At 63.0% G+C, this 23,227-nt stretch carries 18 protein-coding genes and 2 tRNA genes; 16 read left to right on the top strand and 4 right to left on the bottom strand.

Features of this window, described 5'->3' with window-relative positions:
• The first annotated feature begins 8 nt into the window (after positions 1-8).
• The 3 genes from nudC to LFT43_RS13900 are packed head-to-tail and all read left to right on the top strand — an operon-like array spanning position 9 to position 3,759.
• Entirely contained in the window at positions 9-995 is a 987-nt protein-coding gene (gene nudC, locus LFT43_RS13910) for an NAD(+) diphosphatase (RefSeq protein WP_395797683.1), read from the top strand.
• Entirely contained in the window at positions 992-3,124 is a 2,133-nt protein-coding gene (locus LFT43_RS13905; RefSeq protein WP_395797681.1) for an ATP-dependent DNA helicase UvrD2, read from the top strand. Before nudC ends, LFT43_RS13905 begins: the two co-directional genes overlap by 4 nt.
• A complete protein-coding gene (locus LFT43_RS13900; protein WP_395797679.1) occupies positions 3,124-3,759 on the top strand; it encodes a M48 family metallopeptidase in 636 nt (211 codons plus the stop codon). The genes LFT43_RS13905 and LFT43_RS13900 overlap by 1 nt, the downstream gene beginning before the upstream one ends.
• A 55-nt stretch (positions 3,760-3,814) precedes the next feature.
• On the opposite strand, the gene LFT43_RS13895 is transcribed toward LFT43_RS13900, so the two are convergent.
• Positions 3,815-5,248, bottom strand: coding sequence for a zinc-dependent metalloprotease (locus LFT43_RS13895; RefSeq protein ID WP_395797676.1), 1,434 nt, complete (start codon positions 5,246-5,248; stop codon positions 3,815-3,817).
• A 223-nt stretch (positions 5,249-5,471) separates the two neighbouring features.
• On the opposite strand from LFT43_RS13895, the gene LFT43_RS13890 reads away from it, so the two are divergent.
• From LFT43_RS13890 to LFT43_RS13875, 4 genes are all read left to right on the top strand, one after another.
• A complete protein-coding gene (locus LFT43_RS13890) occupies positions 5,472-6,677 on the top strand; it encodes a PDZ domain-containing protein (protein WP_395803088.1) in 1,206 nt (401 codons plus the stop codon).
• A gap of 133 nt (positions 6,678-6,810) precedes the next feature.
• Positions 6,811-9,801 carry a UPF0182 family protein gene (locus tag LFT43_RS13885; RefSeq protein WP_395797674.1) on the top strand — a complete coding sequence of 997 codons (2,991 nt, stop codon included), beginning with the start codon at positions 6,811-6,813 and terminating at the stop codon, positions 9,799-9,801.
• A 221-nt stretch (positions 9,802-10,022) separates the two neighbouring features.
• Positions 10,023-10,096: transfer RNA gene (locus LFT43_RS13880), tRNA-Met, on the top strand.
• 158 nt (positions 10,097-10,254) lie between these two features.
• Positions 10,255-10,331, top strand: a tRNA-Met gene (locus LFT43_RS13875).
• A 118-nt stretch (positions 10,332-10,449) separates the two neighbouring features.
• On the opposite strand, the gene LFT43_RS13870 is transcribed toward LFT43_RS13875, so the two are convergent.
• On the bottom strand, positions 10,450-10,713 hold the full coding sequence (locus LFT43_RS13870) for a hypothetical protein (RefSeq protein ID WP_395797672.1): 264 nt from the start codon (positions 10,711-10,713) through the stop codon (positions 10,450-10,452).
• Positions 10,714-10,850: 137 nt separating this feature from the next.
• Here LFT43_RS13870 and LFT43_RS13865 point away from each other — a divergent pair, with 137 nt between their 5' ends.
• The 5 genes from LFT43_RS13865 to LFT43_RS13845 all read left to right on the top strand — a co-directional run bounded on the left by LFT43_RS13865 (position 10,851) and on the right by LFT43_RS13845 (position 15,362).
• The gene (locus tag LFT43_RS13865) at positions 10,851-11,222 is read left to right on the top strand and encodes a VOC family protein (protein WP_395797670.1); all 372 of its coding nucleotides are present in this window, start codon (positions 10,851-10,853) and stop codon (positions 11,220-11,222) included.
• A 186-nt stretch (positions 11,223-11,408) separates the two neighbouring features.
• The gene (locus LFT43_RS13860) at positions 11,409-12,176 is read left to right on the top strand and encodes an electron transfer flavoprotein subunit beta/FixA family protein (RefSeq protein WP_395797668.1); all 768 of its coding nucleotides are present in this window, start codon (positions 11,409-11,411) and stop codon (positions 12,174-12,176) included.
• Positions 12,177-12,189: 13 nt separating this feature from the next.
• Positions 12,190-13,161, top strand: coding sequence for an electron transfer flavoprotein subunit alpha/FixB family protein (locus LFT43_RS13855; protein WP_395797666.1), 972 nt, complete (start codon positions 12,190-12,192; stop codon positions 13,159-13,161).
• A gap of 90 nt (positions 13,162-13,251) precedes the next feature.
• Entirely contained in the window at positions 13,252-14,184 is a 933-nt protein-coding gene (locus LFT43_RS13850; protein WP_395797664.1) for a cytochrome b/b6 domain-containing protein, read from the top strand.
• 41 nt (positions 14,185-14,225) lie between these two features.
• Positions 14,226-15,362 (top strand): acyl-CoA dehydrogenase family protein, encoded by a 1,137-nt coding sequence (locus LFT43_RS13845; RefSeq protein ID WP_395797662.1) that lies wholly within the window; start codon positions 14,226-14,228, stop codon positions 15,360-15,362.
• A 60-nt stretch (positions 15,363-15,422) separates the two neighbouring features.
• Here LFT43_RS13845 and LFT43_RS13840 read toward each other — a convergent pair whose 3' ends face one another.
• Together LFT43_RS13840 and LFT43_RS13835 are read right to left on the bottom strand one after the other, a co-directional pair.
• Positions 15,423-16,211, bottom strand: a complete 789-nt coding sequence (locus LFT43_RS13840; RefSeq protein ID WP_395797660.1) for a PspA/IM30 family protein — start codon at positions 16,209-16,211, stop codon at positions 15,423-15,425.
• A 101-nt stretch (positions 16,212-16,312) separates the two neighbouring features.
• Positions 16,313-18,361, bottom strand: coding sequence for a TPM domain-containing protein (locus LFT43_RS13835; RefSeq protein WP_395797658.1), 2,049 nt, complete (start codon positions 18,359-18,361; stop codon positions 16,313-16,315).
• 331 nt (positions 18,362-18,692) lie between these two features.
• Between LFT43_RS13835 and LFT43_RS13830 the strand changes: the two genes are divergently transcribed.
• The 4 genes from LFT43_RS13830 to LFT43_RS13815 all read left to right on the top strand — a co-directional run bounded on the left by LFT43_RS13830 (position 18,693) and on the right by LFT43_RS13815 (position 23,191).
• Positions 18,693-20,381 (top strand): trypsin-like peptidase domain-containing protein, encoded by a 1,689-nt coding sequence (locus LFT43_RS13830; protein ID WP_395797656.1) that lies wholly within the window; start codon positions 18,693-18,695, stop codon positions 20,379-20,381.
• A gap of 255 nt (positions 20,382-20,636) precedes the next feature.
• Positions 20,637-21,437 carry an electron transfer flavoprotein subunit beta/FixA family protein gene (locus LFT43_RS13825; protein ID WP_395797654.1) on the top strand — a complete coding sequence of 267 codons (801 nt, stop codon included), beginning with the start codon at positions 20,637-20,639 and terminating at the stop codon, positions 21,435-21,437.
• Between the two features lie 15 nt (positions 21,438-21,452).
• Positions 21,453-22,406 (top strand): electron transfer flavoprotein subunit alpha/FixB family protein, encoded by a 954-nt coding sequence (locus tag LFT43_RS13820; protein WP_395797652.1) that lies wholly within the window; start codon positions 21,453-21,455, stop codon positions 22,404-22,406.
• A gap of 5 nt (positions 22,407-22,411) precedes the next feature.
• Positions 22,412-23,191 (top strand): PIG-L deacetylase family protein, encoded by a 780-nt coding sequence (locus LFT43_RS13815; protein ID WP_395797650.1) that lies wholly within the window; start codon positions 22,412-22,414, stop codon positions 23,189-23,191.
• The last annotated feature ends 36 nt before the right edge of the window (positions 23,192-23,227 follow it).

Below are 23,227 nucleotides of genomic sequence, written 5' to 3'. Positions count from 1 at the left end.
GTAGGTACATGAGTTTCACCGAGTTCCCGGCACCGGCAAACCACCTTATCGATACCGTTCTTCCGGTGCGCCCTGCCTTGGTCGACCGGGGATCGGCCGAGCGCATGACGCCAGGCATGCTTGACGAAGTGATCTCTTCGGGAGGTGCCAAGGCCATGGTGCTGTCGCAACGCCAAGCTCTCACTGTGGGCGACAAGCTGTGGCTGGGCGATGCTGCGCCGATCTTTGAAAGCCTCCAAGCGGCCAGCGGGCCGCTCACTGCCGTTTATCTCGGCCGGACTCTCGCCCCTTCCTCTGTCCCACAGCAAACACCGATCGTCCTCTTCGTGCCCGGCGAGCCGGCCGCCCCCGGAACTGCGGGACTTCCGGCCGATGGCACCTGGACGGGGTTTCGGGAGATCGCTGCCCGCCTCGATGCCACGGAAACCGCTTTGTTCGTTGAGGCCAGCGCCATTTCCAATTGGCATGCCACCCATACACACTGCCCGCAATGCGGTACCCCTACCGTCATCGAGGCCGGGGGCTGGGTGCGTCGATGCCCGCGGGACAATTCCGAACACTATCCCCGGACGGATCCGGCCATCATCGTCACGGTCGTCGGCTCCGACGGCAGACTGCTTCTTGGAGGAGGCGGGCCGGTAGACGCGAAGAACTACTCCACCCTGGCTGGCTTCGTGGAGCCCGGAGAGTCGCTTGAACAGGCCGTGGTGCGAGAAATCGGGGAAGAGGTTGGTGTGCGGGTCACCGCTTGCCAGTACCTTGGTTCCCAGTCGTGGCCGTTTCCGGCCTCGCTCATGCTTGGGTTTACGGCAACAACGGACGACGTCGAAGCCCGGCCCGACGGCGTCGAGGTGACCCGGGCGCGCTGGTTCAGCCGTGCGGAACTCCAGGCGGCCGTGCTCAGCGGCGAGATTACGATCTCCACGCGGCTCTCGATTGCGCGTTCCCTGATCGAGCACTGGTACGGCGGCGTCATCGAGGACCTCCAGCCGTGACGGACGGTATTCTCAGCGACACCGTTTCACTCGAGGACCGGATACTCGGTGGTCTTGATGCCGAGCAGCGGGAAGTCGCCAGCAACCTCAACGGGCCCATGTGCGTCCTTGCCGGAGCCGGAACAGGGAAAACCCGGGCCATCACGCACCGCATCGCTTACGGCGTCCATTCCGGTGTCTACAGCCCCCAGCGACTCTTGGCCGTCACGTTCACTTCCCGCGCCGCCGCCGAAATGCGCAGTCGGCTGCGGGATCTCGGCGTCGGAAACGTCCAAGCGCGTACTTTTCACGCCGCCGCGCTGAGGCAATTGCAGTTCTTCTGGCCCCAAGCGATCGGCGGTGTCCTGCCGAACTTGCTTGACCACAAAGCCAACATCATCGCCGAAGCCGCCCGTCGTCTCCGGCTCAGTACTGATCGAGCCTCCATCCGTGACCTTGCGGCCGAGATCGAGTGGGCCAAGGTCTCCATGCTGACGCCGGCCAACTACCTTGAAAACGCCCACGGACGCGGCACCCCGGGCGGCTTCGACCTCACCGCCGTCGCGCGGGTCTTCCAGTCCTACGAGGACGTGAAGACGGACCGGAACGTCATCGACTTCGAGGACGTCCTGCTGATCACGGTCGGTATCCTGCAGGAAGATCCGAAAGTAGCGGCCACGGTCCGCGAACAGTACCGGCATTTCGTGGTGGACGAATATCAGGACGTTTCTCCGCTGCAACAGCGGCTCTTGGAGCTTTGGCTTGGCGGTCGCGACGAGCTCTGCGTGGTGGGCGACGCCAGCCAGACCATCTACTCCTTCACGGGTGCCTCTCCGAAGCATCTCCTTGGCTTCAAGGGGCAGTACTCCTCAGCGACAGTCGTCAAGCTGGTCCGTGACTATCGCTCCACGCCTCAAGTTGTGAAGCTGGCCAATGATCTCCTCGGATCCCGGCGGAGCGGTGGAACAGTGGCCGATGCTGCTTGGGCAAAGCCCTTGCAGTTGGTGGCGCAGCGTCCAACTGGACCGGAGCCACGGTTCATGGAATGCCCCGATGACGAGGCAGAGGCCGCGGTGGTCGCTGGCCGGATTCGGGAGCTGATCGACGCCGGCACCAAGGCGAGCGAGATCGCTGTGCTTTTCCGCACCAACGGACAGTCGGAAGCCTACGAACAAGCCCTCGCTTCGGCGGGCATTGGTTACCAGCTTCGGGGCGGTGAGCGCTTCTTCGCGCGCAAGGAAGTCCGGGATGCCATCCTCCAGCTGCGTGCCGCCACGCGGGCAGTGGCCGAGGACTCCGCCAAAGAACCCCTCGGCCAACTGGTCCGGGACATCGTGGCCTCGCTCGGCTACACGGATGTCGCCCCACACAGCGGCGGGGCCCTGCGCGAGCGCTGGGAGTCGCTGGCGGCCCTGGTGGCGCTCGCGGACGAACTTGCCATCAGCCGTGGGCCGGAATTCACTCTGATGGAATTCGTCAACGAACTCCAGGAACGTTCAGTGGCCCAGCATGCCCCGACGGTCCAGGGCGTGACCCTCGCTTCACTACACGCGGCAAAGGGTTTGGAGTGGGATGCCGTGTTCCTGGTGGGCTTGAGTGAGGGCCTCATGCCGATTTCTTTCGCCGACACTCCCGAGAGCGTAGATGAGGAACGCCGCCTGCTCTACGTCGGGATCACCCGGGCACGCGAGCACTTGACGCTTTCCTGGTCCACGGCCCGCACGCCTGGAGGCCGGGCCAACCGCAAGCCTTCGCGCTTCCTCGACGGGCTACGCCCGGATTCGGTGCTCGGAGCCAGCGCCCGCAGCCGCGCCGTCCCGCGGCGCAAAGCGGCAGCGCCGGCGTCGTGCAGGGTCTGCGGAACTATGCTTGCCACCGGTGCTGAACGCAAGGTGGGTCGCTGCAGCCAGTGCCCGCCCACGTATGAGGAACAGACCTTTGAGGCTTTGCGGCAATGGCGCAAGGACGAGGCACTGAGCAACGAGGTTCCCGCCTATGTGGTCTTCACCGACGCGACGTTGACCGCCATCGCCGAGGCTCGGCCTGCTTCGCTTGAGGAACTGGCGAAGCTCGCTGGTGTGGGACCTTCCAAGCTGGAAAAGTATGGCGAAGCCGTGCTGGCGGTCTTGGTCGAGAACGGGTCTGCCTAGTGCCGCGGGTCGCGGGCCAGCCCGCATTGCCGCTGACCACCGACGACGGTGCGCCCGTCGTCGTTCGACGCTCGGCCCGTCGCCGTCGAACTGTGGCGGCTTTCTGGGAGGACGGCAACGCGATTGTTGCGATCCCTGCCCACTTCACGAAGGCACAAGAAAGCGAATGGGTCCGGCGGATGCTGGACAAGCTCAAACGCCAGGGGGAGAGGCGGACCCAAGGTGCCGGCAGGAGGCGTCCTGCCAGCGATTCTGCCCTCGCCCTTCATGCCTCGGAGCTGTCATCAAAGTATCTGGGCGGTCGTGCCATCCCGACGTCGGTCCGCTGGGTCAGCAACCAGAAGTCACGGTGGGGTTCGGCTACTCCGGCGGACGGGACCATCCGGTTGTCGGACAAGCTCCGGGCCATGCCGCAGTGGGTGATCGACTACGTGTTGCTCCACGAACTCGCGCATCTGCTGGTGGCCGGGCATAACGCCGCGTTTTGGCGATTGTTGGAGGCATACCCCGAGACGCACCGGGCCAAAGCGTTCCTGGAGGGCGTGGCCTTTGCGACGTCGCGGGGTCTCGGCCCGGATGACAATGGCGCCAGCGCACCAGCCCGGGACTGGGACGCCGAGGCCGACGTCGACTAAATGCTTCCGGGAGCGGCGCGGCTCCTTATGGAACTGCGCCTTAAGGTAGGGCCGCTTAGGACTTGGGTCCACCAGGTTCCGGGTTGTCGCCAGGGGTATCTTCCTCTTCAGGCTTCTGAGCCTCCGGGCCGCCCTCGTCCGGGGTGTCGTAGCCACCCTCAAGGAGCTTCTGCAGGGCGTCGTCCACCTCGGTATCGCTGGCTTCGGCCAGGCGGCGCCGTTCGGTGAAGCCCGTGGGATCGTCCAGGTCGTGGGCTGTGGGGAGCAAATCGGGGTGCTGCCAGATGGCATCGCGGCCGGCGATTCCACGTTCGTCCTTCAGCGCAGCCCACAACGTGGCGGCCTCCCGCAGGCGCCGCGGGCGCAGTTCCAGCCCCACCAGTGAGGAGAACGCGTGTTCCGCGGGTCCTCCCGTGGCGCGGCGCCGTCGCACCGTTTCCCGAAGTGCGACGGCGGAGGGCAGCACTTTCTCGGTGGCAGCGGCGGTGAGTTCGTCCACCCAACCCTCCACAAGTGCCAGGGCCGTCTCGAGTTTCTCCAGGGCCGCTGCTTGTTCGGGCGTGCGCTCGGGCGTGAACACGCCTTGGGATAGGGCTTCCTGGATGCCCTCGGGATTGCCCGGGTCAAGATCGCGGGCGAGGTCTTCGACGCGCGACATGTCAATGTGGATGCCGCGGGCATAGGCCTCGATTGCGCCGAGGAGGTGGCCCCTCAGCCAAGGAACCTGCACGAAAAGGCGGGCATGCGCGGCCTCGCGGACGGCGAGGAATAACCGGACGTCATTCTCCGGGACACTCAGGCCTTCGCCGAATTTGGCCACATTGGCCGGTAGCAAGGCCATTTCGAGATCGGCGAGCGGAACACCGATGTCGGTGGAACTGACCACCTCGGCGGACAGGGCGCCGATGGCCTGGCCAAGCTGCATGCCGAAGATGGCGCCGCCCATGTTCTGCAACATGGAGGAGGTGCCACCCATCATTGCCTTCATTTCTTCCGGCATCTGCTGGGTCAGTGCGTCCGAGAGTGCATTGGCGATGCTGTTGGCCACCGGCTCGGTGAGCCTTTTCCAGGTGGCCAGGGTGGCTTCCACCCATTCGGCGCGGGACCAGGCGCGGCCAATCAGGCCTGTTGCTTGAAGGTCGGTGACTGGATCGAGCCAGAGTTCCGCTAGCCGCAGGGCCTCGTCGACTTCGCGGGTCTGCACGGCATTCACCGACGGATCCGTGCCGGCGGCGGCAACGCGGCGGGCGTTCTCGTGGGCGAGCTGCCAATTGACAGGGCCCTCGGAAGTGGAGCTCATCATGGCCTGCACTTGGGCAAACATTTGCTGCAGCATGTTGGGGTCGTTCGGCAGCCCGGCGGCCTTCGCCAATTCGGCGGGGTCGATGTTGCCCATGCCTTGCCCGCCCATCAGGTTCTTCAGCATTTCTGCCAGAGGGTCCTGGGGTGAATCGTCTCCGTTGGAGGGGGTGTTGGGGTTGGAGGTCATGGTGCCGCCGATCGTCGATGTGACTGGTGATCACTTTCAAGGTACCGCGATGCCCGGGGGCTGTCTGCCTCAGGAACGCGTCGTTCGCTCTAGGCAAAGCACGTCCGGTGGGCACAGCGTCGTAGGGTGGATCGTTGGTATGTTTACTGGCCTCCACCCTGAGGGGCCGAAACGGTAGCGTTGGGCACGAGTTCCTGCGCGGAGAGGTCTTTCATTGACTAGTTTGCCGAGCCCCGGAGCGTCCGGGGAACCCGGACAGCCTCTCGGCCCCTCCTTCCCGCAAGACGCCCCGACGTCGCATGCCCCTTCCCCGGCGCAGGGAGCTGAATCGCGGGAGCCGGAGCAGGAACAGCCCCACGCGCCCGATCCGGCGCGGCGGCGGGACGGACGGTATTTCGCAATGCTGGTCTCCGGCGCACTGACCCTCGTGTTGGGAGTCGCCGCCGCTGCGCTCCCCGTTCCTTACGTGGTGGAATCGCCGGGGCCAACGTTCAACACCCTGGGCACGGATCACAACAAACCGGTCATTAGCATTACTGGTCATCAGACCTTCCCCGCCAAAGGAAATCTCGACCTGACAACCGTCTACATCAACGGTGGCCCCAACGGCCCAGTGAGCATTTTCGAGGCGTTCCAGGCCTGGTTGGACGGTTCCAAAGCCGTGTACCCCGAAGAATTGCTCTATCCCAAGGGCGTCACCAAGCAGCAATCCGAACAGGAAAGCGCGCTCGCCATGACCACTTCTCAAGAGAACGCGGTTGCCTCCGCGCTCCAGGAAGAGAACATTCCGTACCAGCAGAAACTTGAAGTCGCGGGGTTGTCCGACGGCTCGGCCTCGGCGGGCAAACTCCAAACCGGGGACGTTTTCACCTCGATCAACGGCAAGGCCGTTACGTCCCTCAACGTCATCCAGACCGCACTGGCCGATGGTGCGGGCGCGCCTGCCGCCGTCGTCGTCGATCGCAAGGGCACTCCGGTGACCGTGAACATCGCGCCCGGCAAGAGCTCAAACGGCCGCTACATCCTCGGAGTGATGCTCCAGTACAAGTTCACCTTCCCGTTCGATGTCAAGATCTCCTTGGACCAAGTGGGGGGACCAAGTGCCGGCATGATGTTTGCCCTGGGCATCATCGACAACATCACTCCCGGCGACCTGACGGGCGGCAAGCATGTGGCAGGCACCGGCACTATTTCGCCCGACGGCACCGTGGGACCCATTGGCGGAATCGCCCAGAAAATGCGGGGAGCCCGTAACGGAGGCGCCACCCTTTTCCTCGCACCGGCAGCCAATTGCGACGAAGTCGTAGGGCATATTCCCGATGGCCTGCAAGTAGTCAAAGTGGAGACCCTGGCGGATGCGAAGTCGGCTGTGGAACGACTCGCCTCTGGACAGGACATGTCCCGTCTTCCGACTTGCTCCAACAACTAGACTGACGATGGAACTTAGCTCCACCGCCACTCGTGGCACATATGACGACCTCCGCCATCAGCACCAGGCACCGGGGCCGACGAACACACGCACTGATGACAATTAACTGACGACCAGCTATGAGGTACCGAGTTTGTCCCGTCCAGCCAGCACCAACCCCCCCGGAAGACCGCCGCTGAGACGGGGTGCCCTGACTCCTACCCTGATCGTCGTGGCGATCGTAGTGGTGGGATTCATCTTCTTTGCCAATGTGTGGACCGACGTCCTCTGGTATCAGCAGTTGGGCTTCTTCGAAGTGTATTTCCGGGAGAATCTTGCCCGGATCCTCGTCTTCCTGGCCGGCTTCGCCCTGATGTTCGTCGCAGTCTTCTACGCGATCCGCGTCGCCTACCACGCGCGGCCCGTCTATGCCCCGGACTCCGAGGCCAGGGACAACATGAACCGGTACCAAGTCCAGCTTGAACCGGTGCGCCGCGTGGTCATGATCGGCATCCCCGTGCTCTTCGGACTGTTCGCCGGAAGTGCCGCTGCGAGCCAATGGCAGAAAGTCCTCTTGTTCTTCAACCAGGTGCCGTTCGGCCAGGCTGACCCGCAGTTCGGCCTGGACATCAGCTTCTACCTCATGACTTTGCCGTTCCTTGGATTCGTCACGGGTTTCCTCATGAGCGTTGTGGTGGTTGCCGGAATCGCCGGGATCCTGACGCACTATCTCTACGGCAGCATCAGGCTCATGGAACGCGGCATCTTCACGAGCCGCGCGGCACAGATCCACCTGGCCTTGACCGGCGCCATTTTCCTGCTGCTTCTCGGAGCCAACTTCTGGCTGGACGTCTACAGCACAGTCCAAAACAACGGCGGACACTGGGCGGGCGCCCTTTACACCGATGTCAACGCTGTGATCCCCACCAAGACCATCCTGGCGGTTGCCGCTGGCCTCGTGGCGATCCTCTTCATCGTGGCCGCTGTGATCGGCCGCTGGCGCCTTCCTGTCATCGGCACCGCGATGCTCATTATCACGTCAATCCTGGCTGGTGGCGTCTACCCGTGGGTCATCCAGCAGTTCCAAGTCCGCCCGTCGGAGCAGACACTGGAAAACAAGTACATCGACCGCAACATTGCGATGACCCGGGCCGCCTACGGTCTGGACCAGATCAAGGTTTCCCCTTACAACGCCACGACTGCCGCCAAGACCGGGGCTCTTGCCAAGGACGCGCAGACGGCCGCCAATATCCGGTTGCTCGACCCGAACCTGGTCTCCTCCGCATTCTCCCAGTTGGAGCAATACCGTCCGTATTACCAGTTCCCCAAAGCCCTGAACGTTGACAGGTACACGGTGAACGGCAAGACCCAGGACACCGTTATTGCCGTCCGTGAATTGAACCAGGACGGGTTGAACGCCAGCCAACAAACCTGGGTCAACCGCCATATCGTCTATACACACGGTTACGGAGTGGTGGCCGCCAAGGGCAACACATTCACGGTCGATGGCAAGCCGGACTTCCTGCTATCCGGTATTCCATCCATGGGCACGCTCGGCAGTGACACGAGTTACCAGCCGCGTATCTATTTCGGCGAAGATTCGCCGGACTACTCGGTGGTCGGTGCCCCGGACGGTGCTCCGCACCGTGAACAGGACCGTCCTGCCGGCAAGGACACCTCGACCGAAACGCAGTACACGTTCACAGGCAACGGTGGGCCGAATGTGGGCAACTGGTTCAACCGCCTTCTGTACTCCATCAAGTTCCAGTCTTCGGATCTGCTGCTGTCCGATGGCGTCAACGAGAAGTCCCAGATCCTCTATGACCGCACCCCGCGCGAGCGAGTGCAAAAGGTCGCTCCGTACTTGACCGTGGACGGCAGCGCCTATCCCGCGGTGGTCGATGGCCGTGTGAAGTGGATCGTGGACGGTTACACCACCAGCCAGTACTTCCCATACTCCCAGCAGCAGCAGCTCCAGAACGCTACGGCTGACTCGCAGACGACCTCCGGACGTACAGCAGCCTTGCCGAACAGCACCGTCAACTACATCAGGAACTCGGTCAAGGCCACTGTTGATGCCTATGACGGATCGGTGACCCTGTACGCCTGGGATGACCAGGACCCCATCCTGAAGGCCTGGGAAAAGATCTTCCCGACCACCATCAAGCCGTACTCGGAAATGTCGGGACAGCTTATGAGCCATGTTCGCTACCCTGAGGACCTGTTCAAGGTTCAGCGTGAGCTGCTTGGGCGTTACCACGTGACCAATGCGGACAACTTCTACCAGAACAACGATGCGTGGAGCGTTCCGAACGATCCCACGGTCACTGATGCCGTCAAACAGCCTCCGTTCTACATGTCCCTGCAGATGCCCGACCAGACCAAGCCTGCGTTCCAACTGACGTCGTCCTTCATTCCGCAGGTTGTCAACGGGGCCGCTCGAAATATCCTGTACGGCTTCCTGGCAGCAGATTCCGACGCAGGTAGCCAGAAGGGGGTGAAGGCTGACACGTACGGGCAGCTACGCTTGCTGCAGCTGCCAACGGACACCCAAGTCCCGGGACCTGGCCAGGCCCAGAATAAGTTCAACTCCGATCCTGAAGTGTCGCGGGAACTCAACCTGCTGAGGCAAGGCGCCTCGGATGTACTCAACGGCAACCTTTTGACATTGCCGGTGGGCGGAGGCCTGCTCTATGTCCAGCCGGTGTATCTGAAGTCGACGGGTGAGACGTCATATCCGACGCTTCAAAGGGTGCTGGTGGCCTTCGGTGACAAGGTCGGCTTTGCGCCGACGCTCGACGCCGCGTTGAAGATCCTGTTCGGGGGCGACTCCGGGGCTTCGGCTGGGGACTCGGCCAACAACGGCCAGACTCCCACCACACCGGGGGCTAGCACTCCACCCGCCGCCGCGGATGCCCAGGCCCAGCTGAAGGCCGCGCTGGATGAAGCCAACAAGGCAATCCAGGACGGCCAGGCCGCTCTGGCCAAGGGGGACTTCGCCGGCTATGGCGCTCAGCAGAACATTCTGTCCGCCGCACTGAAGAAGGCGCTCGACGCCGAGTCTCGGCTCGGTGTCACGCCGGCGACTTCGGCCAGCGCGACACCGTCGCCGACGTCCACGTCGTCGCCCTCGCCAAGCAAGTAGGCAATTCTGCAGCTGGCTGATATCGGCTTAGCTGGGGAGCGTCACAGGACCGGGCCAGCCCCCGCCAGGGCTGGTCCGGTCTTCCTTTTGTTCCGGTGGCCTGACCTCAGTGCTCAGGCCGTTTTGGGGCCAGAGTCGGGCCGCCGGCGGACCAGGGAGACGGAGGTCACGTCGTTTGGATTTGGCCTGACATTCACCGGCAGGTAAAGTAGTTCTTGCGACGCGGGGTGGAGCAGTTCGGTAGCTCGCTGGGCTCATAACCCAGAGGTCACAGGTTCAAATCCTGTCCCCGCAACTGGAGAAAAAGATCCGGCACAGTGGAAACACTGTGCCGGATCTTTTTGTTTTCCATCGCTTTTCGTGGGGTGGAAACGGGGTAATCCTCAACGTGCCGCAGCCCACACCCGAGTGGTCAGAGGCGCCCCGGAATGTGCGGTAGAGTTGATTTTGCGACGCGGGGTGGAGCAGTTCGGTAGCTCGCTGGGCTCATAACCCAGAGGTCACAGGTTCAAATCCTGTCCCCGCAACCAAGTACACGAAAGAGTCCGCCCGACAGGGCGGGCTCTTTTGTTTTGCCCTATTAGCTACGGTCCTGGACTGCCATGCCCGTGGAACCATTCGCAGCGGCCTACACCTAGCGGCCTACACCTAGACGGGTGGAACATCGAAAATAGTTGGCGCAGCCTTGGGAGGAGCGGCCGGTGGATGCGCCCTGGCGTTCATTCTCTGCGTGGCCACGAGTGCGGTCGCCATTTCAACGGGCGCCCCGGCGACCCTGCCCGGTCTGTTCATGGCGAACGCCGGAACCGAAAACGGGGCAATGGCTTTGGAATTCCAGCCCAACTTCACTGGAATCGTCGTGGTCATAGCGTTGTCGGTGCTTGTCAGCGTGATGGTGGCCGTGGGAAGCACCAACACATCCCCTGGACCTCAGGACACTGTACGAACTAGGACACGCTTCAGGCGTTGACAGTCCAGCTCTTGGAGGACGAAACTTGGGCCGAATGGCCCGTTCATCCGACGGAAGGGCCGGCCCGAGGAGGGTCCTGATGATCAATGCAACGATGGTCGTGGCGACAGTTCCGGTCACGGATCTTGAACGGGCGAAGGAATTCTACGGCGGCGTCTTAGGGCTGACCTTCCTCTGGGAAACTCCGGTAGGCGTCCGGTACCGGTGCGGATCCGTCAGTGAGATCTCAGTCTTCAAGCGTCCGCCTACAGCTACCGAGCACACCCTTGCACACTTCGAAGTGGATGACATCGAGGCCGTGGTCCAAGACCTGGCCGCCAAGGGCGTCGAGTTCCTCGACTACGCAGAGGGTCCCCTTGCCACGACAGGGCACATCGCCCAGCTCGGCCCTGCACGCGGCGCTTGGTTCCGTGATTCCGACGGGAACACTCTCGGCATTCGCCAGGGTTAGGCCGGTCCCAACCGGATCCTGATACCCACCGCTGGGCAGCATCGCGATGCCCGGAGTGGGAACCCCAGCTCCCGCAAGAATCGATAGGAGATCCAAGCATTCCTTCCATCGCTGCATGGTAAATACTAGGAGTTCCTAGTATTCTCGATTCCAAGCGTCAGCCATTTGCATCGAGGGAGCTGTTGAATGAAGATCGTCGTGCTCGTCAAACAAGTGCCGGACACAGCGGAAGAACGGAAGCTCGACCTCGCTACGGGTCAGCTCGACCGTGAGTCCGCCGACAACGTGATTGATGAAATCAACGAACGGGCCCTTGAGTCAGCGTTGCGCATCAAGGACGCCAACAAGGGCACCGAAGTCGTGGCAATGACAATGGGACCCGCCGAGGCCTCCCAAGCGTTGCGGAAGGCTCTTTCCATGGGCGCGGATTCAGGGGTTCACATTCTGGATGATTTCCTGGAAGGCGCCGACACGGGCCGCACCGCCGCGACACTGGCGGCCGCCTTGCGGTCCACAGGTTTTGACGTGGTGCTGGCCGGCAACGAATCCACGGATGGCCGCGCCGGCGTCGTGCCCGCCATGGTGGCCGAACACCTCCAACTGCCTCTGCTGGGATCGCTGATCTCCACTGAGATCGCCGACGGCGCGGTAAGCGGCGTTCGCCAGGGCGAGGGCGGAACCCTCAACGTCCATGCCGGACTGCCTGCCATCATCACTGTGACTGAACGCTTCCCGGAAGCCCGGTTTCCCAACTTCAAGGGCATTCTGACGGCGAAGCGCAAACCCGTCACCACCCTGTCCTCCTCCGAGCTCGACGTCCCGGCAAGCGCGAGCCGCACCGTGGTGGTCTCCACGGTCGAACGGCCACCGCGCGCAGCGGGGAGAAAACTCATCGATGACGGGACCGCAGCCAGCGAGCTGGCGGAGTTCCTCGTTGCAAATCGCCTGGTCTGAGGAGGAAAAGAAAATGTCGAACGTCTTGGCACTCATCGAAATTTCCCACCGCGGCGAGATTGCCGCCCCCGCCCGCGGGCTGTTGGCCGCCGCTGCCACGCTGGGCTCGCCGGTCGCCGTCGTGGTCTCGTCGGAGCCTCTGGCGGACGACGACGTCGCGCGGCTGGGTGAGCTGGGCGCGGCAAGGATCTACTCGGCTGTGACACCAGGCGCTGGAACCGTTTTGGTGGCCCCTGCAGTCGATGCGCTGAGCCGGGCAGTAGAGGCTTATGAGCCGGCGGCCGTGCTCACCACGAACACGGCGGACGGCCGCGAAGCCGCCGCCCGACTTGCCGTGCGGACAGGCGGCAGCGTGCTCGCGGACGTCGTGCAGGTGCGTACCGACAACGGAACCGTTGTCGCCCGGCATTCAGTCTTTGGCGGGGCTTACATCGTCGAGTCCGCGGTAGACGGCGGGCTGCCCATCCTCACCATTCGACAGGGTGCGATCGAAGGCCAGGCTCCAGCAACCACGGCGGACGTCAGCGCCGTGTCCATGGAAGCCACCACCGCGGGTGCCGCTGTCATTGACCAGTTCAACGACAATCCTGTCGTCTCCGCCCGGCCGGAGCTTCGCAGTGCCGCAACGGTGGTCTCCGGCGGACGGGGCCTGGGCTCGTCCGAGAACTTTGTGCTGGTTGAACAGTTAGCCGACGCTCTGGGTGCGGCGATCGGCGCGTCACGTGCCGCCGTCGACGCCGGGTACATCGCCCAGACGGCCCAAGTTGGCCAAACCGGTGTCAGTGTGTCCCCGCAGCTGTACATTGCTTTGGGAATTTCCGGAGCCATCCAGCACCGCGCAGGCATGCAGACTGCCAAGACCATCGTGGCCATCAACAAAGACGAGGACGCGCCGATTTTCGACGTGGCCGACTTCGGAATCGTGGGCGATGTTTTCACAGTGGTTCCAAAACTCATCGAGGCCGTCAAAGCCCGATCCAACTGACGGCGTAACAGGCTTTGGCCGCTTCAGCCCAAAGCCTGTTAGCTTGATGCGTCCGTGATTGCAAAGTTCTTCCGAGAGGTGTCTGAGAAGATGTCCACCCCCGCGAAAAAGTCGACAGCAGCCAAAAGCAAGTGGTCCCAACCCGTCTGGGTGGTTCCCGGTGTGCTGATCGCGCTTTTGCTCATTGTCTTGGTGGCCAAGTGGCTGACGGGCACGTCGAGTGTGCAAGCGTTCTTGCACGACTACCCGGGCGCATCCAGTCTCCCGGAGAGCGCTCCTGTGGGTTTCCCGGCCTGGCTCGGGTGGCAGCATTTCCTGAACGTCTTCTTCATGGTGCTCATCGTCCGCTCCGGTTGGCAGGTTCGCACAGCCAAGCGGCCACCGGCCCAATGGACCCGCAACAACACAGGCCTGATCCGGACTAAGAACGCGCCTACTAAGATCAGCTTGGACCTCTGGTTCCACCTGACGCTGGATGCACTGTGGGTGCTGAACGGCGTTGTCTTCATTATCGTGATTTTCGCTACCGGGCAATGGATGCGGATCATTCCCACGAGCTGGGATGTCTTCCCGAACGCCATTTCCGCGGCGCTCCAGTACGCATCCTTGAACTGGCCTACCGAGGACGGGTGGGTCAACTACAACGCGCTGCAGTTGCTGACCTACTTCGTCACGGTCTTCATCGCCGCCCCGTTGGCCATCATCACCGGGCTGCGCACATCTTCGGCATGGCCGAAGAAGGCCGGCACGGTGAACAAGGTGTATCCCATCGAGCTGGCGCGCGCCGTGCATTTCCCGGTGATGGTGTACTTCGTGCTCTTCACCATCGTGCATGTCACCTTGGTCCTCGCAACCGGAGCGCTGCGCAACCTGAACCACATGTACGGCGGCAGCGACGACATCAACTGGGTTGGTTTCGGCATTTTTGCCGTGTCCTTGCTGGTGATTGTGGGCGCGTGGTTCCTCGCGAGGCCGCTGTTCCTTCGTCCAATCGCTTCGCTGATGGGGAAAGTCAGCAAGTAAACCGCTACCAATAGCCGGACAACCCGGGAAAAGGAGTGCCAATGTTTGAGCTCACGGAAGACCAGCAAGCGGTGGTGGAGATGGTGCGCGACTTCGCCAAAACTGCCATTGCCCCGCACGCCGCCGAATGGGACGAGACCAAACACTTCCCGGTGGACGTCCTTCGGGAAGCGGGCACCCTTGGCATGGGCGGCATTTATGTCCGGGAAGAGTTCGGAGGTTCAGGGCTCACGCGCACGGATGCCGCCCTGATCTTTGAGGAACTGTCCAAGGCAGACCCCACCATCGCAGCGTACATCTCCATCCACAACATGGTGGTCTGGATGATCGACGCTTTCGGCAACGATGAGCAGCGGGCCCAATGGGTGCCGCAGCTTGCGTCCATGGAAGCCCTCGGCAGCTATTGCCTCACCGAGCCGGGAGCAGGCTCCGACGCCGCCGCGCTGAGCACCAAAGCAGTGCTCGACGGCGACAGTTACGTTCTTAACGGCACCAAACAGTTCATTTCGGGCGCCGGTGCTTCCAGCATCTATGTGGTCATGGCCCGGACCGCGGACACGGGAAGCCAGGGAATCACCGCAATCGTGGTACCTGCGGACGCGCCGGGCCTGTCTTTCGGACCGAACGAAAAGAAAATGGGATGGAATGCCCAGCCCACCCGCCAAGTCATCTTCGAGGACGTACGGGTCCCCGTGGCCAACCGCCTTGGCGAGGAAGGCAGCGGATTCGGCATCGCCATGAAGGGCCTCAACGGGGGCCGGGTCAATATGGGCGCCTGTTCCGTGGGCGGCGGCCAGGCGGCACTGGACAAGTCCATCGCCTACCTCAAGTCACGCTCGGCCTTCGGTGGTCCACTCATCAACCAGCAATCCCTCTTGTTTGACATCGCCGACATGGATACTGAACTCGAAACCGCCAGGACGCTGATCCTCAGGGCCGCTGACGCCTTGGACCGCGGCGCCCCGGACACCGTGAGGTTGTGCGCGATGGCCAAGCGCGTCGCCACGGATGCGGGTTTCAACGTGGCAAACAAGGCCATTCAACTTCATGGCGGCTACGGATACCTGTCCGAATACGGGCTAGAGAAGATTGCGAGGGACCTGCGTGTCCACCAGATCCTGGAAGGCAGCAACGAAATCATGCGGCTGATCGTCGGGCGGCTTGCTGTCGGGTCCTAAAGCACGCCGCAAGCAGGAATGGCCGGACCTCGATGGAGGTCCGGCCATTCTGTTGTTGGATCAGAGCTTATCGAAGTCGGCTTCGTCCACAGTGTCGTCTGCCGGAGCGGTAGCGCCGGCGCCGATCGCAGCCTTCGAACCGCCGGACTTCAAAGCCGCCAGACGAGCCTCGATTTCAGTCTGCTCGCCCAGGTCCTCAAGCTGGTTGAACTGTGCGTCAAGGCTGGAAGCTGCAAGCTCCTGCTGGCCGAGTACCTTCGCCTCTTCGCGGCGGATCTTCTCTTCGAAGCGGCCAACCTCGCTGGTGGGGTCCATGATGTCGATGCTCTTGAGGGCATCGTGCACTTGGGTCTGAGCAGCAACCGTCTTGGAGCGGGCAATCAGCTCATTGCGCTTGCTGGTGAGCTCGTTGAGCTTGCCCTTCATCTGGTCCAGGCCGCTCTTGAGCTTGTCCACGACTTCCGACTGGGAGGCGATGTTGGGTTCGGCGGCCTTGGCTTGGTTTTCGGCCGACATCTGGCGCTGGATGGCGACCTTGGCAAGGTTGTCGAACTTCACGGCGTCGGCCGCGTTACCGGTAGAACGGTACTCGTCCGCCTTGCGGGAGGCCGCAAGGGCTTTGTTGCCCCAGTCCTGTGCGTTCTTGATGTCCTCGTTGTAGTCGGCCTGGAGCATGCGGAGGTTGCCGATGGTCTGCGCCACGGCGGACTCGGCCTCGGCGATGTTGTTCGAGTAGTCGCGGACCATCTGGTCCAGCATCTTCTGCGGGTCCTCAGCTTGGTCGAGCAAGGCATTGATGTTCGCCTTGGCGAGCTGCGCGATCCGCCCGAAAATGGACTGCTTAACCATGGTGTTGCCTTTCGTCCTGCTCAGTGGTGCCCACTGAATCCAGTGATCAGTTCTTGTACCGCTTCTACATGGGAGACTGGCCCCCACCTAGCCTTCGTGAGTTAGAAGCTCCCGTCTCCGCCGCCGTCGCCGCCCCAGCCGCCACCGCCGCCGTCGCCGCCGAAGAAGCCGCCGCCTCCACCACCGTCGCCGCCGAAGAAGCCTCCGCCGCCTCCGCCGTCGTTATTCCCACCGCCCCAGCCGCCTCCGCCGCCGTGGAGGATGGAGTTGATGAGGATGCCGCCGAGGATTGCTCCGCCGAGGCCGCCGCCGCTCCCTCCACCACCGAACATACCGCCACGGCCGTAGCCCTGGTTCGCGAAGCCGCCGAATTGATCGACGTCGGACTGTGCCAGTTGTGCGGCTTGTGCCGCGAGCGACTGGGCCTGCTGGGCGTACGTCAGCGCGGTGACCGGGTCATTGCGGGAAATGGACAGTGCGTAGTCGAGATTCCGTTGGGCTTCAGCCAATCGGGTGCGGGCCTCGGGGCCAACGCCGCCGCGCCGCGCTGCGATGTAGTCCGAGGTTGCGCTGATCTGGGACTGAGCAGCCATGATGGTCTGCTGGAGCGAGGCCTGTGCGCGCCGCGCCTGTTCCTGCTGATCGCGGACTCCCGAGAGGGACTGGTCCAAGGCCTGGTGTGCCCTCTCCACCCGGTCCAAGGTGGCGATGGGATCGATCTTTCCGCCTTGGATTTCCGCCTTGACCTGAGCCAGCGCGGCTTCGACCCCGGCCACCGGACCTGCCAGTTCGGGGTGCTCGCCGGACTGAATCATCGCTTTGGCTTGTGCGAGGTCCTGGCTGGTCTCCGCCACCGCACCCTCTAGCGAATTCCGGGCTTCGTCGAGGCTGCCCGCTACCTTGGAAATGGCATCGATCAGCACGTTGGTCTGGTGTAGGCCTTCTTCCGCGGCGCGGACCGCCACTGCGGCAAGGCTGCTTTCACCTGCCGCCAGCTTTTCCCGGGCTGTACTTGTTGCGTTCTGAACGAAGGCAAGCCGGTCCTTGGCCTGTGTGATGTTGTCGCTCACATGGCCGAGCGCACTGTCTGCGTACTTTTGGCGCAGGCCGTTGAGGGATTCCTCGGCACTGCTGATCTTCGCCTCCGCTTCGTTGGCGCCGGCAGCAACGGCTGCCAAAGCCTGGGGTGCGTTCTTCTCAAGCTCACGCAGGGAGTCGAAATCGGCCTTCTGCTCGCGCAACGATTCAAGGGCGGCCTCCGAGTGTCGGATGATTTCGCCGAGCCAACTACGCTGCTGCTCTTCGGTGTCCGGAATGTGGTCATCAAGTTGTTGCTGCAGCTTGAAGGATTCGGTCATGTGGTTTTTTGCATCCAGCAAGGCCTTGGTGAAGTTCCCGACGGCGGCATCGCCGTATTGCGCTTGGGCGAAGCCGAGTTCCTGCTCGCTGGACTTGATAGTGTCATCCGCTTCGATGAGCAGGGATCCAGCTTTGCGCCGCAATTCCGCGATACTCAAGGAGGCCAGGGGATCCAGCTGCTCTCCCTGCGGGCCGTAGCTCGCACTGGATGCCGGGCTCTTCTTGCGGCGGTTGCGGAAGTACAGGTACGTGCCAACGCCCCCAGCTGCAACCACGGCGGCGCCGATGAGTACCGCAGTGCCCGCGCCGGAATTCTGGGTGTCGCCGATGGCCTTGGCGGCATCAATCGCTGCTTGGTCGTAGTTCTTCTTGCCCTGCACAAGGTTTGCAAGGACAGCATTTTTGAGGATGTCGTCACGCTGGGAATCAGTGATCTTGCTGCCAGGGCCGCGCGTGATGTTTACTTTGCCCTCGTCCGTGGCGATGACCAGCAAGACGTCCGTCGATCCGAAGGACTTCTTCTTTGCCACCGCATTGCCCCAGTCTGTGGGCGTGGCCGGGTTGGTGAAGGTCTTTTCCGTGACGACATACAGATTGAACTGGTGTTCGCTATAGAGGGACTTGATTGCGCTTTGAACCGCAGTCTTGTCGCGAAGGACGCCGGCGTCGTCTGTGATGTTCTGACCGGACGGGATAGTCACCGGGTCAGCGGCCCAGGCTGCTGCGGCCGGGAGGGCCAGCATTCCAGCCAGGCCGATGACGGCGAGTACACGTTTCAACATTGACCGCATGTGCAACCCTTCAGCACGTTTGCGATTGGCCCGGGCCGGACCAATCGAAACAGAATGCATCAGCGCCCCCACGCATGGTTGTCAAGCCGCAGGTCGCTGTGGCAATTCCACTTGATTCTATGGTGCACCTTTTGGAGCGTCCACAGCGGTAAATATGCCGCCAGCGAAACGGGGAGAGATCTGCCCTGCCCCAGCGTTGAGAGGGCTAACCGGGGCCTTTCGGGGCACATGGCCGTTCCGAGGTTGGCGTTCAGCAAGCTCCCAGCGAACGTCGACTCTTGATTCAGCAAGAGCGACGATAGTTAAGGGGACGAGGAAGAAAGGAAGTCCCATGACGGAGAACCCAGCACAGGGCGCCGTGCCTGAGAACAATGGCCCCGAGAACCATGGTCCTGAGAGCGACGGCAAGGCGGAGGGGGACAAGCAAGCAAACTCCCAGCCTACGGCGCCGCTGCCGGCATACCAGCCGGGTCAGGATTTCACTGCGAAGCCCGAACACACAGCGCACGCCCCTGCACCTTGGGCCCAAGGCCCGGCCGAAAACGCCACCGAACAGATCCAGGCGCAGCACGGTGCGCCTCAAAACAGCGCACCTCAAAACAGCGCTCCCCAGAACAACCCGTCACAGCACGGCGCCCCCCAGCACAGTGCGGCGCCGCAGCACGCGGAACCCCAGCGCCTGGACTACCCCGCAGGCCAGGGGCACCCATATCCGCAGCACCAGCCTTTCTACGGTGGACCGAACCCCGCGCAGCACTATCCCACCCAGCAGTTCCCGGCGGCGGCACACCCGGGCGGTCCAGCGGCCAGCCCTAAGCGCAAGCCAGTCTTCGGCGTCGGGACCTTGGTGGCCAGCATCCTGGCGGCAGGGCTCGTGGGCGGCGGCGTGGTGGCCGCCAGTGATCAGTTGTTCGGCAACCGGACCCAGATCGCGGCCGGCAGCAGCCAGACGGGAACGGTGATCGTCAACAACAAGGACGACGTCAACGCCATCACGGCAGCAGCAGCCAAGGCTTCGCCCAGCGTCGTGACCATCATGGCCACCAGTGGAAGCCAGGGCGGCACGGGTTCCGGCATCATCCTCGATGATCAGGGACACATCCTGACCAACACCCACGTGGTGACCCTCGACGGCGCCAGCGCCAACGCCGCTATTGAAGTGCGGTTAAGTGATGGACGCGTCATGAAGGCGACGGTCGTAGGCACGGACCCGCTATCGGACCTCGCCGTTATCAAGTTGGAAAACGCTTCCGGCCTGGTGCCGGCTACGCTCGGTGACTCGAGCAAGATCAACGTTGGCGACAACGCGGTTGCCATTGGTGCCCCTCTCGGCCTGCCGGGCACCGTCACTGACGGCATCGTGTCTACGCTCAACCGCACCATCAGTGTGGCGTCCTCGGCTGTTCCCAACGGTGGCTCTGACAGCTCGCAGGGTGGCGGCCAGGGCGGATTCCAATTCGCTCCTCCAGGCGGTGGCCAAGCCCAGCGCAGTGCGAGCCAGGGCACCGTTTCGCTCAACGTGATCCAGACGGATGCAGCCATCAACCCGGGCAACTCCGGCGGGGCCCTGGTCAACGCCAAGGGTGAGGTCATCGGCGTCAACGTGGCGATCGCCTCGGCCGGCAGCAGCAGTTCCTCGTCTTCGTCGAGCGGCAACATCGGTGTGGGCTTCAGCATCCCCATCAACAACGCGAAACGTGTTGCTGACGAAATCATCAAGTCGGGCAAGGCCAGCCATGGGCAGTTCGGCGTCAGCGTGCAGCCCAAGTCGGGCACAGGAAGCACCTCCGGGTTCTCGGTAGGCGCGCAGGTGGCAAGCGTGACCGCGGGCTCCGCTGCCGAGAAGGCAGGTATCAAAGTGGGTGACGTCGTGACAAAGTTCGCAGGCATGGACGTCAACGATCCCGAACAGCTCACTGCGGCTGTCCGTGAGCGGCCGGCAGGTGCAACAGTCAAGGTGACCATCCAGCGCGGCGGCCAGTCGCAGGAGCTCGATGTGACCCTGGACGCCGCACAGTAGCCTTCCAGCGGGCAACAAGCTAATAATCGACGACGGCGAGCGGCACCAAGCGGTGCCGCCCGCCGTCGAGTGTTTAGCGCGGCAAACGGGAGCGATCCATGAAACAGGAGTTAACGCGGGTGCACGGCGTTGCCCGACTTGTCCCGCAATATGCTTAGCTAGGACGAGCCCTTACGCTGGGCACTCTTGGCCATGCCGCCAGCTGCTGGCCATCCCCGAGTATGGAAGGCTGCCTCGAACACAGTGGGAGACACATTGAAGATTGTTGTTCTGGTCAAGCACGTCCCGGACGCGCAGTTCGACCGACACCTCACCGGCCCAGGCAACACGACGGACCGTGACGAGAGCATCCTCTCCGAACTGGACGAGTATGCGCTTGAAGCCGCCCTGCAGCTCAGCGAGGCACGCGGAGGTGCTAAAGCGGGCAACGAGGTCATCGCCTTGAGCATGGGTCCCGCCGGCGCCGTGAACGCGATCAAGAAGTCCTTGCAGATCGGAGCCTCCTCTGGTGCGCATTTGAGCGATGATGCGTTGGCCGGTTCCGATGCAGCCGCCACCTCGCTGGCCCTCGCCGCGGCAATCCGGTATCTAGGCGCAGACGCACCCGTGGACCTTGTCCTGACGGGCATGGCCTCGACCGACGGCGAAACGTCCTTGGTTCCCGCCCAGATCGCCGAGCGGCTCGGGATCCCGCAGGTCACGTTTGCTTCCTCCCTGGAGGTCAACGGCGAACGCGTCGTGGCCCGTCGTGACGGTGACGCCCACGCGGACACCGTCGAGGCAACTTTGCCGGCTTTGGTCTCCGTGACGGACCAGATCAACGAGCCTCGGTACCCCAATTTCAAGGGCATCCTTGCTGCCAAGAAGAAGAAGATCGCTGCGCTCACCTTGGCCGACATCGGCGTCGATGCCGCCCAGGTGGGCGCCGCGGGTTCGCTGACCGCCGTCGAGACCGCAGAAGCGCGTCCGCCGCGCACCGCCGGCACCATCATCACTGACGAAGGCGACGCCGGCATCAAGCTGGTTGAGTTCCTGGCCGCCCAGAAGCTGCTCTAAGAGGATTCCAGACACATGGCAAAAGCACTTGTATTCATTGACAACCCGGGATCGGCGCTCAAGAAGAGCAGCCTCGAACTCCTGACGATCGCCCATTCCCTTGGGGAAGCGGTAGTCGCCTTCAACGGTGAACTGCACGACGACGTCGCCGCCGCCTTGGGGGCGCACGGAGTCTCAGTTCTCTACCGGCCATCTGCTACGGACTTGGACGACTACCTCGTCGCGCCGAAAGCCGCATACGTTGCCGCGGCGGTTGCCGCCTCAGGGGCCGAAACTGTCCTGCTGGAGAACACTGCGGACGGCAAGGAAATCGCGGCCCGCCTTGGCGTGAAGCTCAATGCCGGTGTCATTACCGATGTTGTGGGCGTCGACGCCGATGGCACAGCCCATAAGTCGGTCCTCGCCGGCTCGTACACCACCACGGCCAAGGCTCGCACGGCCGTCGCCGTGCTCACGGTCAAGCCGAACAGTGTTGACGTCGAGGCCCCGGCCGCGGCAAGCACGCCTGAAGCCGTCACTATCGACGTCCCGGCTGATGCCACGGCGAATGCAGCGCGGATCACCGGGCGGGCCGAAAAGCCTGCCAGTGGCCGTCCCGAGCTGACAGAAGCCCGGATTGTGGTTGCCGGTGGACGCGGCGTTGACGGCGACTTCGGTCCCTTGGAAGAACTGGCCGACGCCCTGGGCGGTGCACTCGGGGCTTCCCGTGCCGCTACGGATGCAGGCTGGATCGGCCATGACTACCAAGTAGGCCAGACGGGCAAGACCGTGTCCCCTCAGCTTTACATCTCGGCGGGCATCTCAGGTGCCATCCAGCAGAAGGCCGGCATGCAGACCTCCAAGGTGATCGTTGCGATCAACAAGGACGCCGAATCGCCGATCTTCGAGATTGCAGACTTTGGCATCATCGGTGACCTCTTCAAAGTTGTCCCGCAGGCCACCGAAGAGATCAAGAAGCGGAAAGGCTGATCCCTTTGTCCTCTGACGCTGCGTCGGCAAAGAGCCCGTTCAACGCCTCTGCGGAGCGCGTTGAGCGGGTGCTTTGTTTTACTGCCCACCCGGACGACATCGACTTCGGCGCGGCCGGCACCATCGCGGCCTGGACCGCCGCCGGGGTCGAGGTCAGCTACTGCATCATGACCGACGGCGATGCCGGGGGCTTCGATCCGGCGCACCGCGAAGAAATCATTGCCATGCGCGCGGAGGAGCAGAGACAAGCCGCGGCCCTCGTCGGCGTGACGGACCTGCACTACCTCCACGAACGTGATGGCTACCTGGAACCTACGCATGAAGTCATCAGGCAAGTGGTGAAGCTGATCCGCGAAGTCCGTCCCGACGTCGTCCTGGCGATGCACCCGGAACGCAACTGGGACAGGATCCAGAAAAGCCACCCGGACCACCTTGCTGTGGGGGAGATCGTGACCCGGGCCGTGTACCCCGCGGTTGAAAACCCTTTCGCTTACCCGGAACTCGCGGAGGCCGGACTCGAGGCCTACAAGTTGCCGTGGCTATGGCTGTTTGCCGGTCCGGAAGGCCGTGAGAACTATTTCGTGGACGTCACAAGGCACATTGACGCCAAGCTCGCCGCGATCCGGATCCATGCGAGCCAGCATCCCGACCTGGAAGGCATGGAACGCGCTGTCCGGGCCATGCTGGAGCGGAATGCCTTGCGCGCGGGGATGGCGGCCGGGCGCGGTGCCGAGGCGTTCCACGTAGTGGAAGTCAACGGCTCCGGAACCATCGCCGGTTTCTGAAATTGCTGATGTGTAACCTGTGTCATATGCTTAGAC

The sequence above is a fragment of the Arthrobacter sp. FW306-04-A genome (assembly GCF_044358315.1).
Taxonomy (GTDB): Bacteria; Actinomycetota; Actinomycetes; order Actinomycetales; family Micrococcaceae; genus Arthrobacter.
The sequence above is the reverse complement of the archived record's forward strand: the minus strand, read 5'-3'. Positions and strand labels throughout refer to the sequence as shown.

Excerpts from the sequence above, each read along its gene's own strand:
- nudC (WP_395797683.1), top strand. The coding sequence starts at position 9 with ATGAGTTTCACCGAGTTCCCGGCACCGGCAAACCACCTTATCGATACC.
- LFT43_RS13895 (WP_395797676.1), bottom strand. The coding sequence starts at position 5,248 with ATGACCTCCAACCCCAACACCCCCTCCAACGGAGACGATTCACCCCAG.
- LFT43_RS13865 (WP_395797670.1), top strand. The coding sequence starts at position 10,851 with ATGATCAATGCAACGATGGTCGTGGCGACAGTTCCGGTCACGGATCTT.
- LFT43_RS13860 (WP_395797668.1), top strand. The coding sequence starts at position 11,409 with ATGAAGATCGTCGTGCTCGTCAAACAAGTGCCGGACACAGCGGAAGAA.
- LFT43_RS13855 (WP_395797666.1), top strand. The coding sequence starts at position 12,190 with ATGTCGAACGTCTTGGCACTCATCGAAATTTCCCACCGCGGCGAGATT.
- LFT43_RS13850 (WP_395797664.1), top strand. The coding sequence starts at position 13,252 with ATGTCCACCCCCGCGAAAAAGTCGACAGCAGCCAAAAGCAAGTGGTCC.
- LFT43_RS13845 (WP_395797662.1), top strand. The coding sequence starts at position 14,226 with ATGTTTGAGCTCACGGAAGACCAGCAAGCGGTGGTGGAGATGGTGCGC.
- LFT43_RS13840 (WP_395797660.1), bottom strand. The coding sequence starts at position 16,211 with ATGGTTAAGCAGTCCATTTTCGGGCGGATCGCGCAGCTCGCCAAGGCG.
- LFT43_RS13835 (WP_395797658.1), bottom strand. The coding sequence starts at position 18,361 with ATGCGGTCAATGTTGAAACGTGTACTCGCCGTCATCGGCCTGGCTGGA.
- LFT43_RS13830 (WP_395797656.1), top strand. The coding sequence starts at position 18,693 with ATGACGGAGAACCCAGCACAGGGCGCCGTGCCTGAGAACAATGGCCCC.
- LFT43_RS13820 (WP_395797652.1), top strand. The coding sequence starts at position 21,453 with ATGGCAAAAGCACTTGTATTCATTGACAACCCGGGATCGGCGCTCAAG.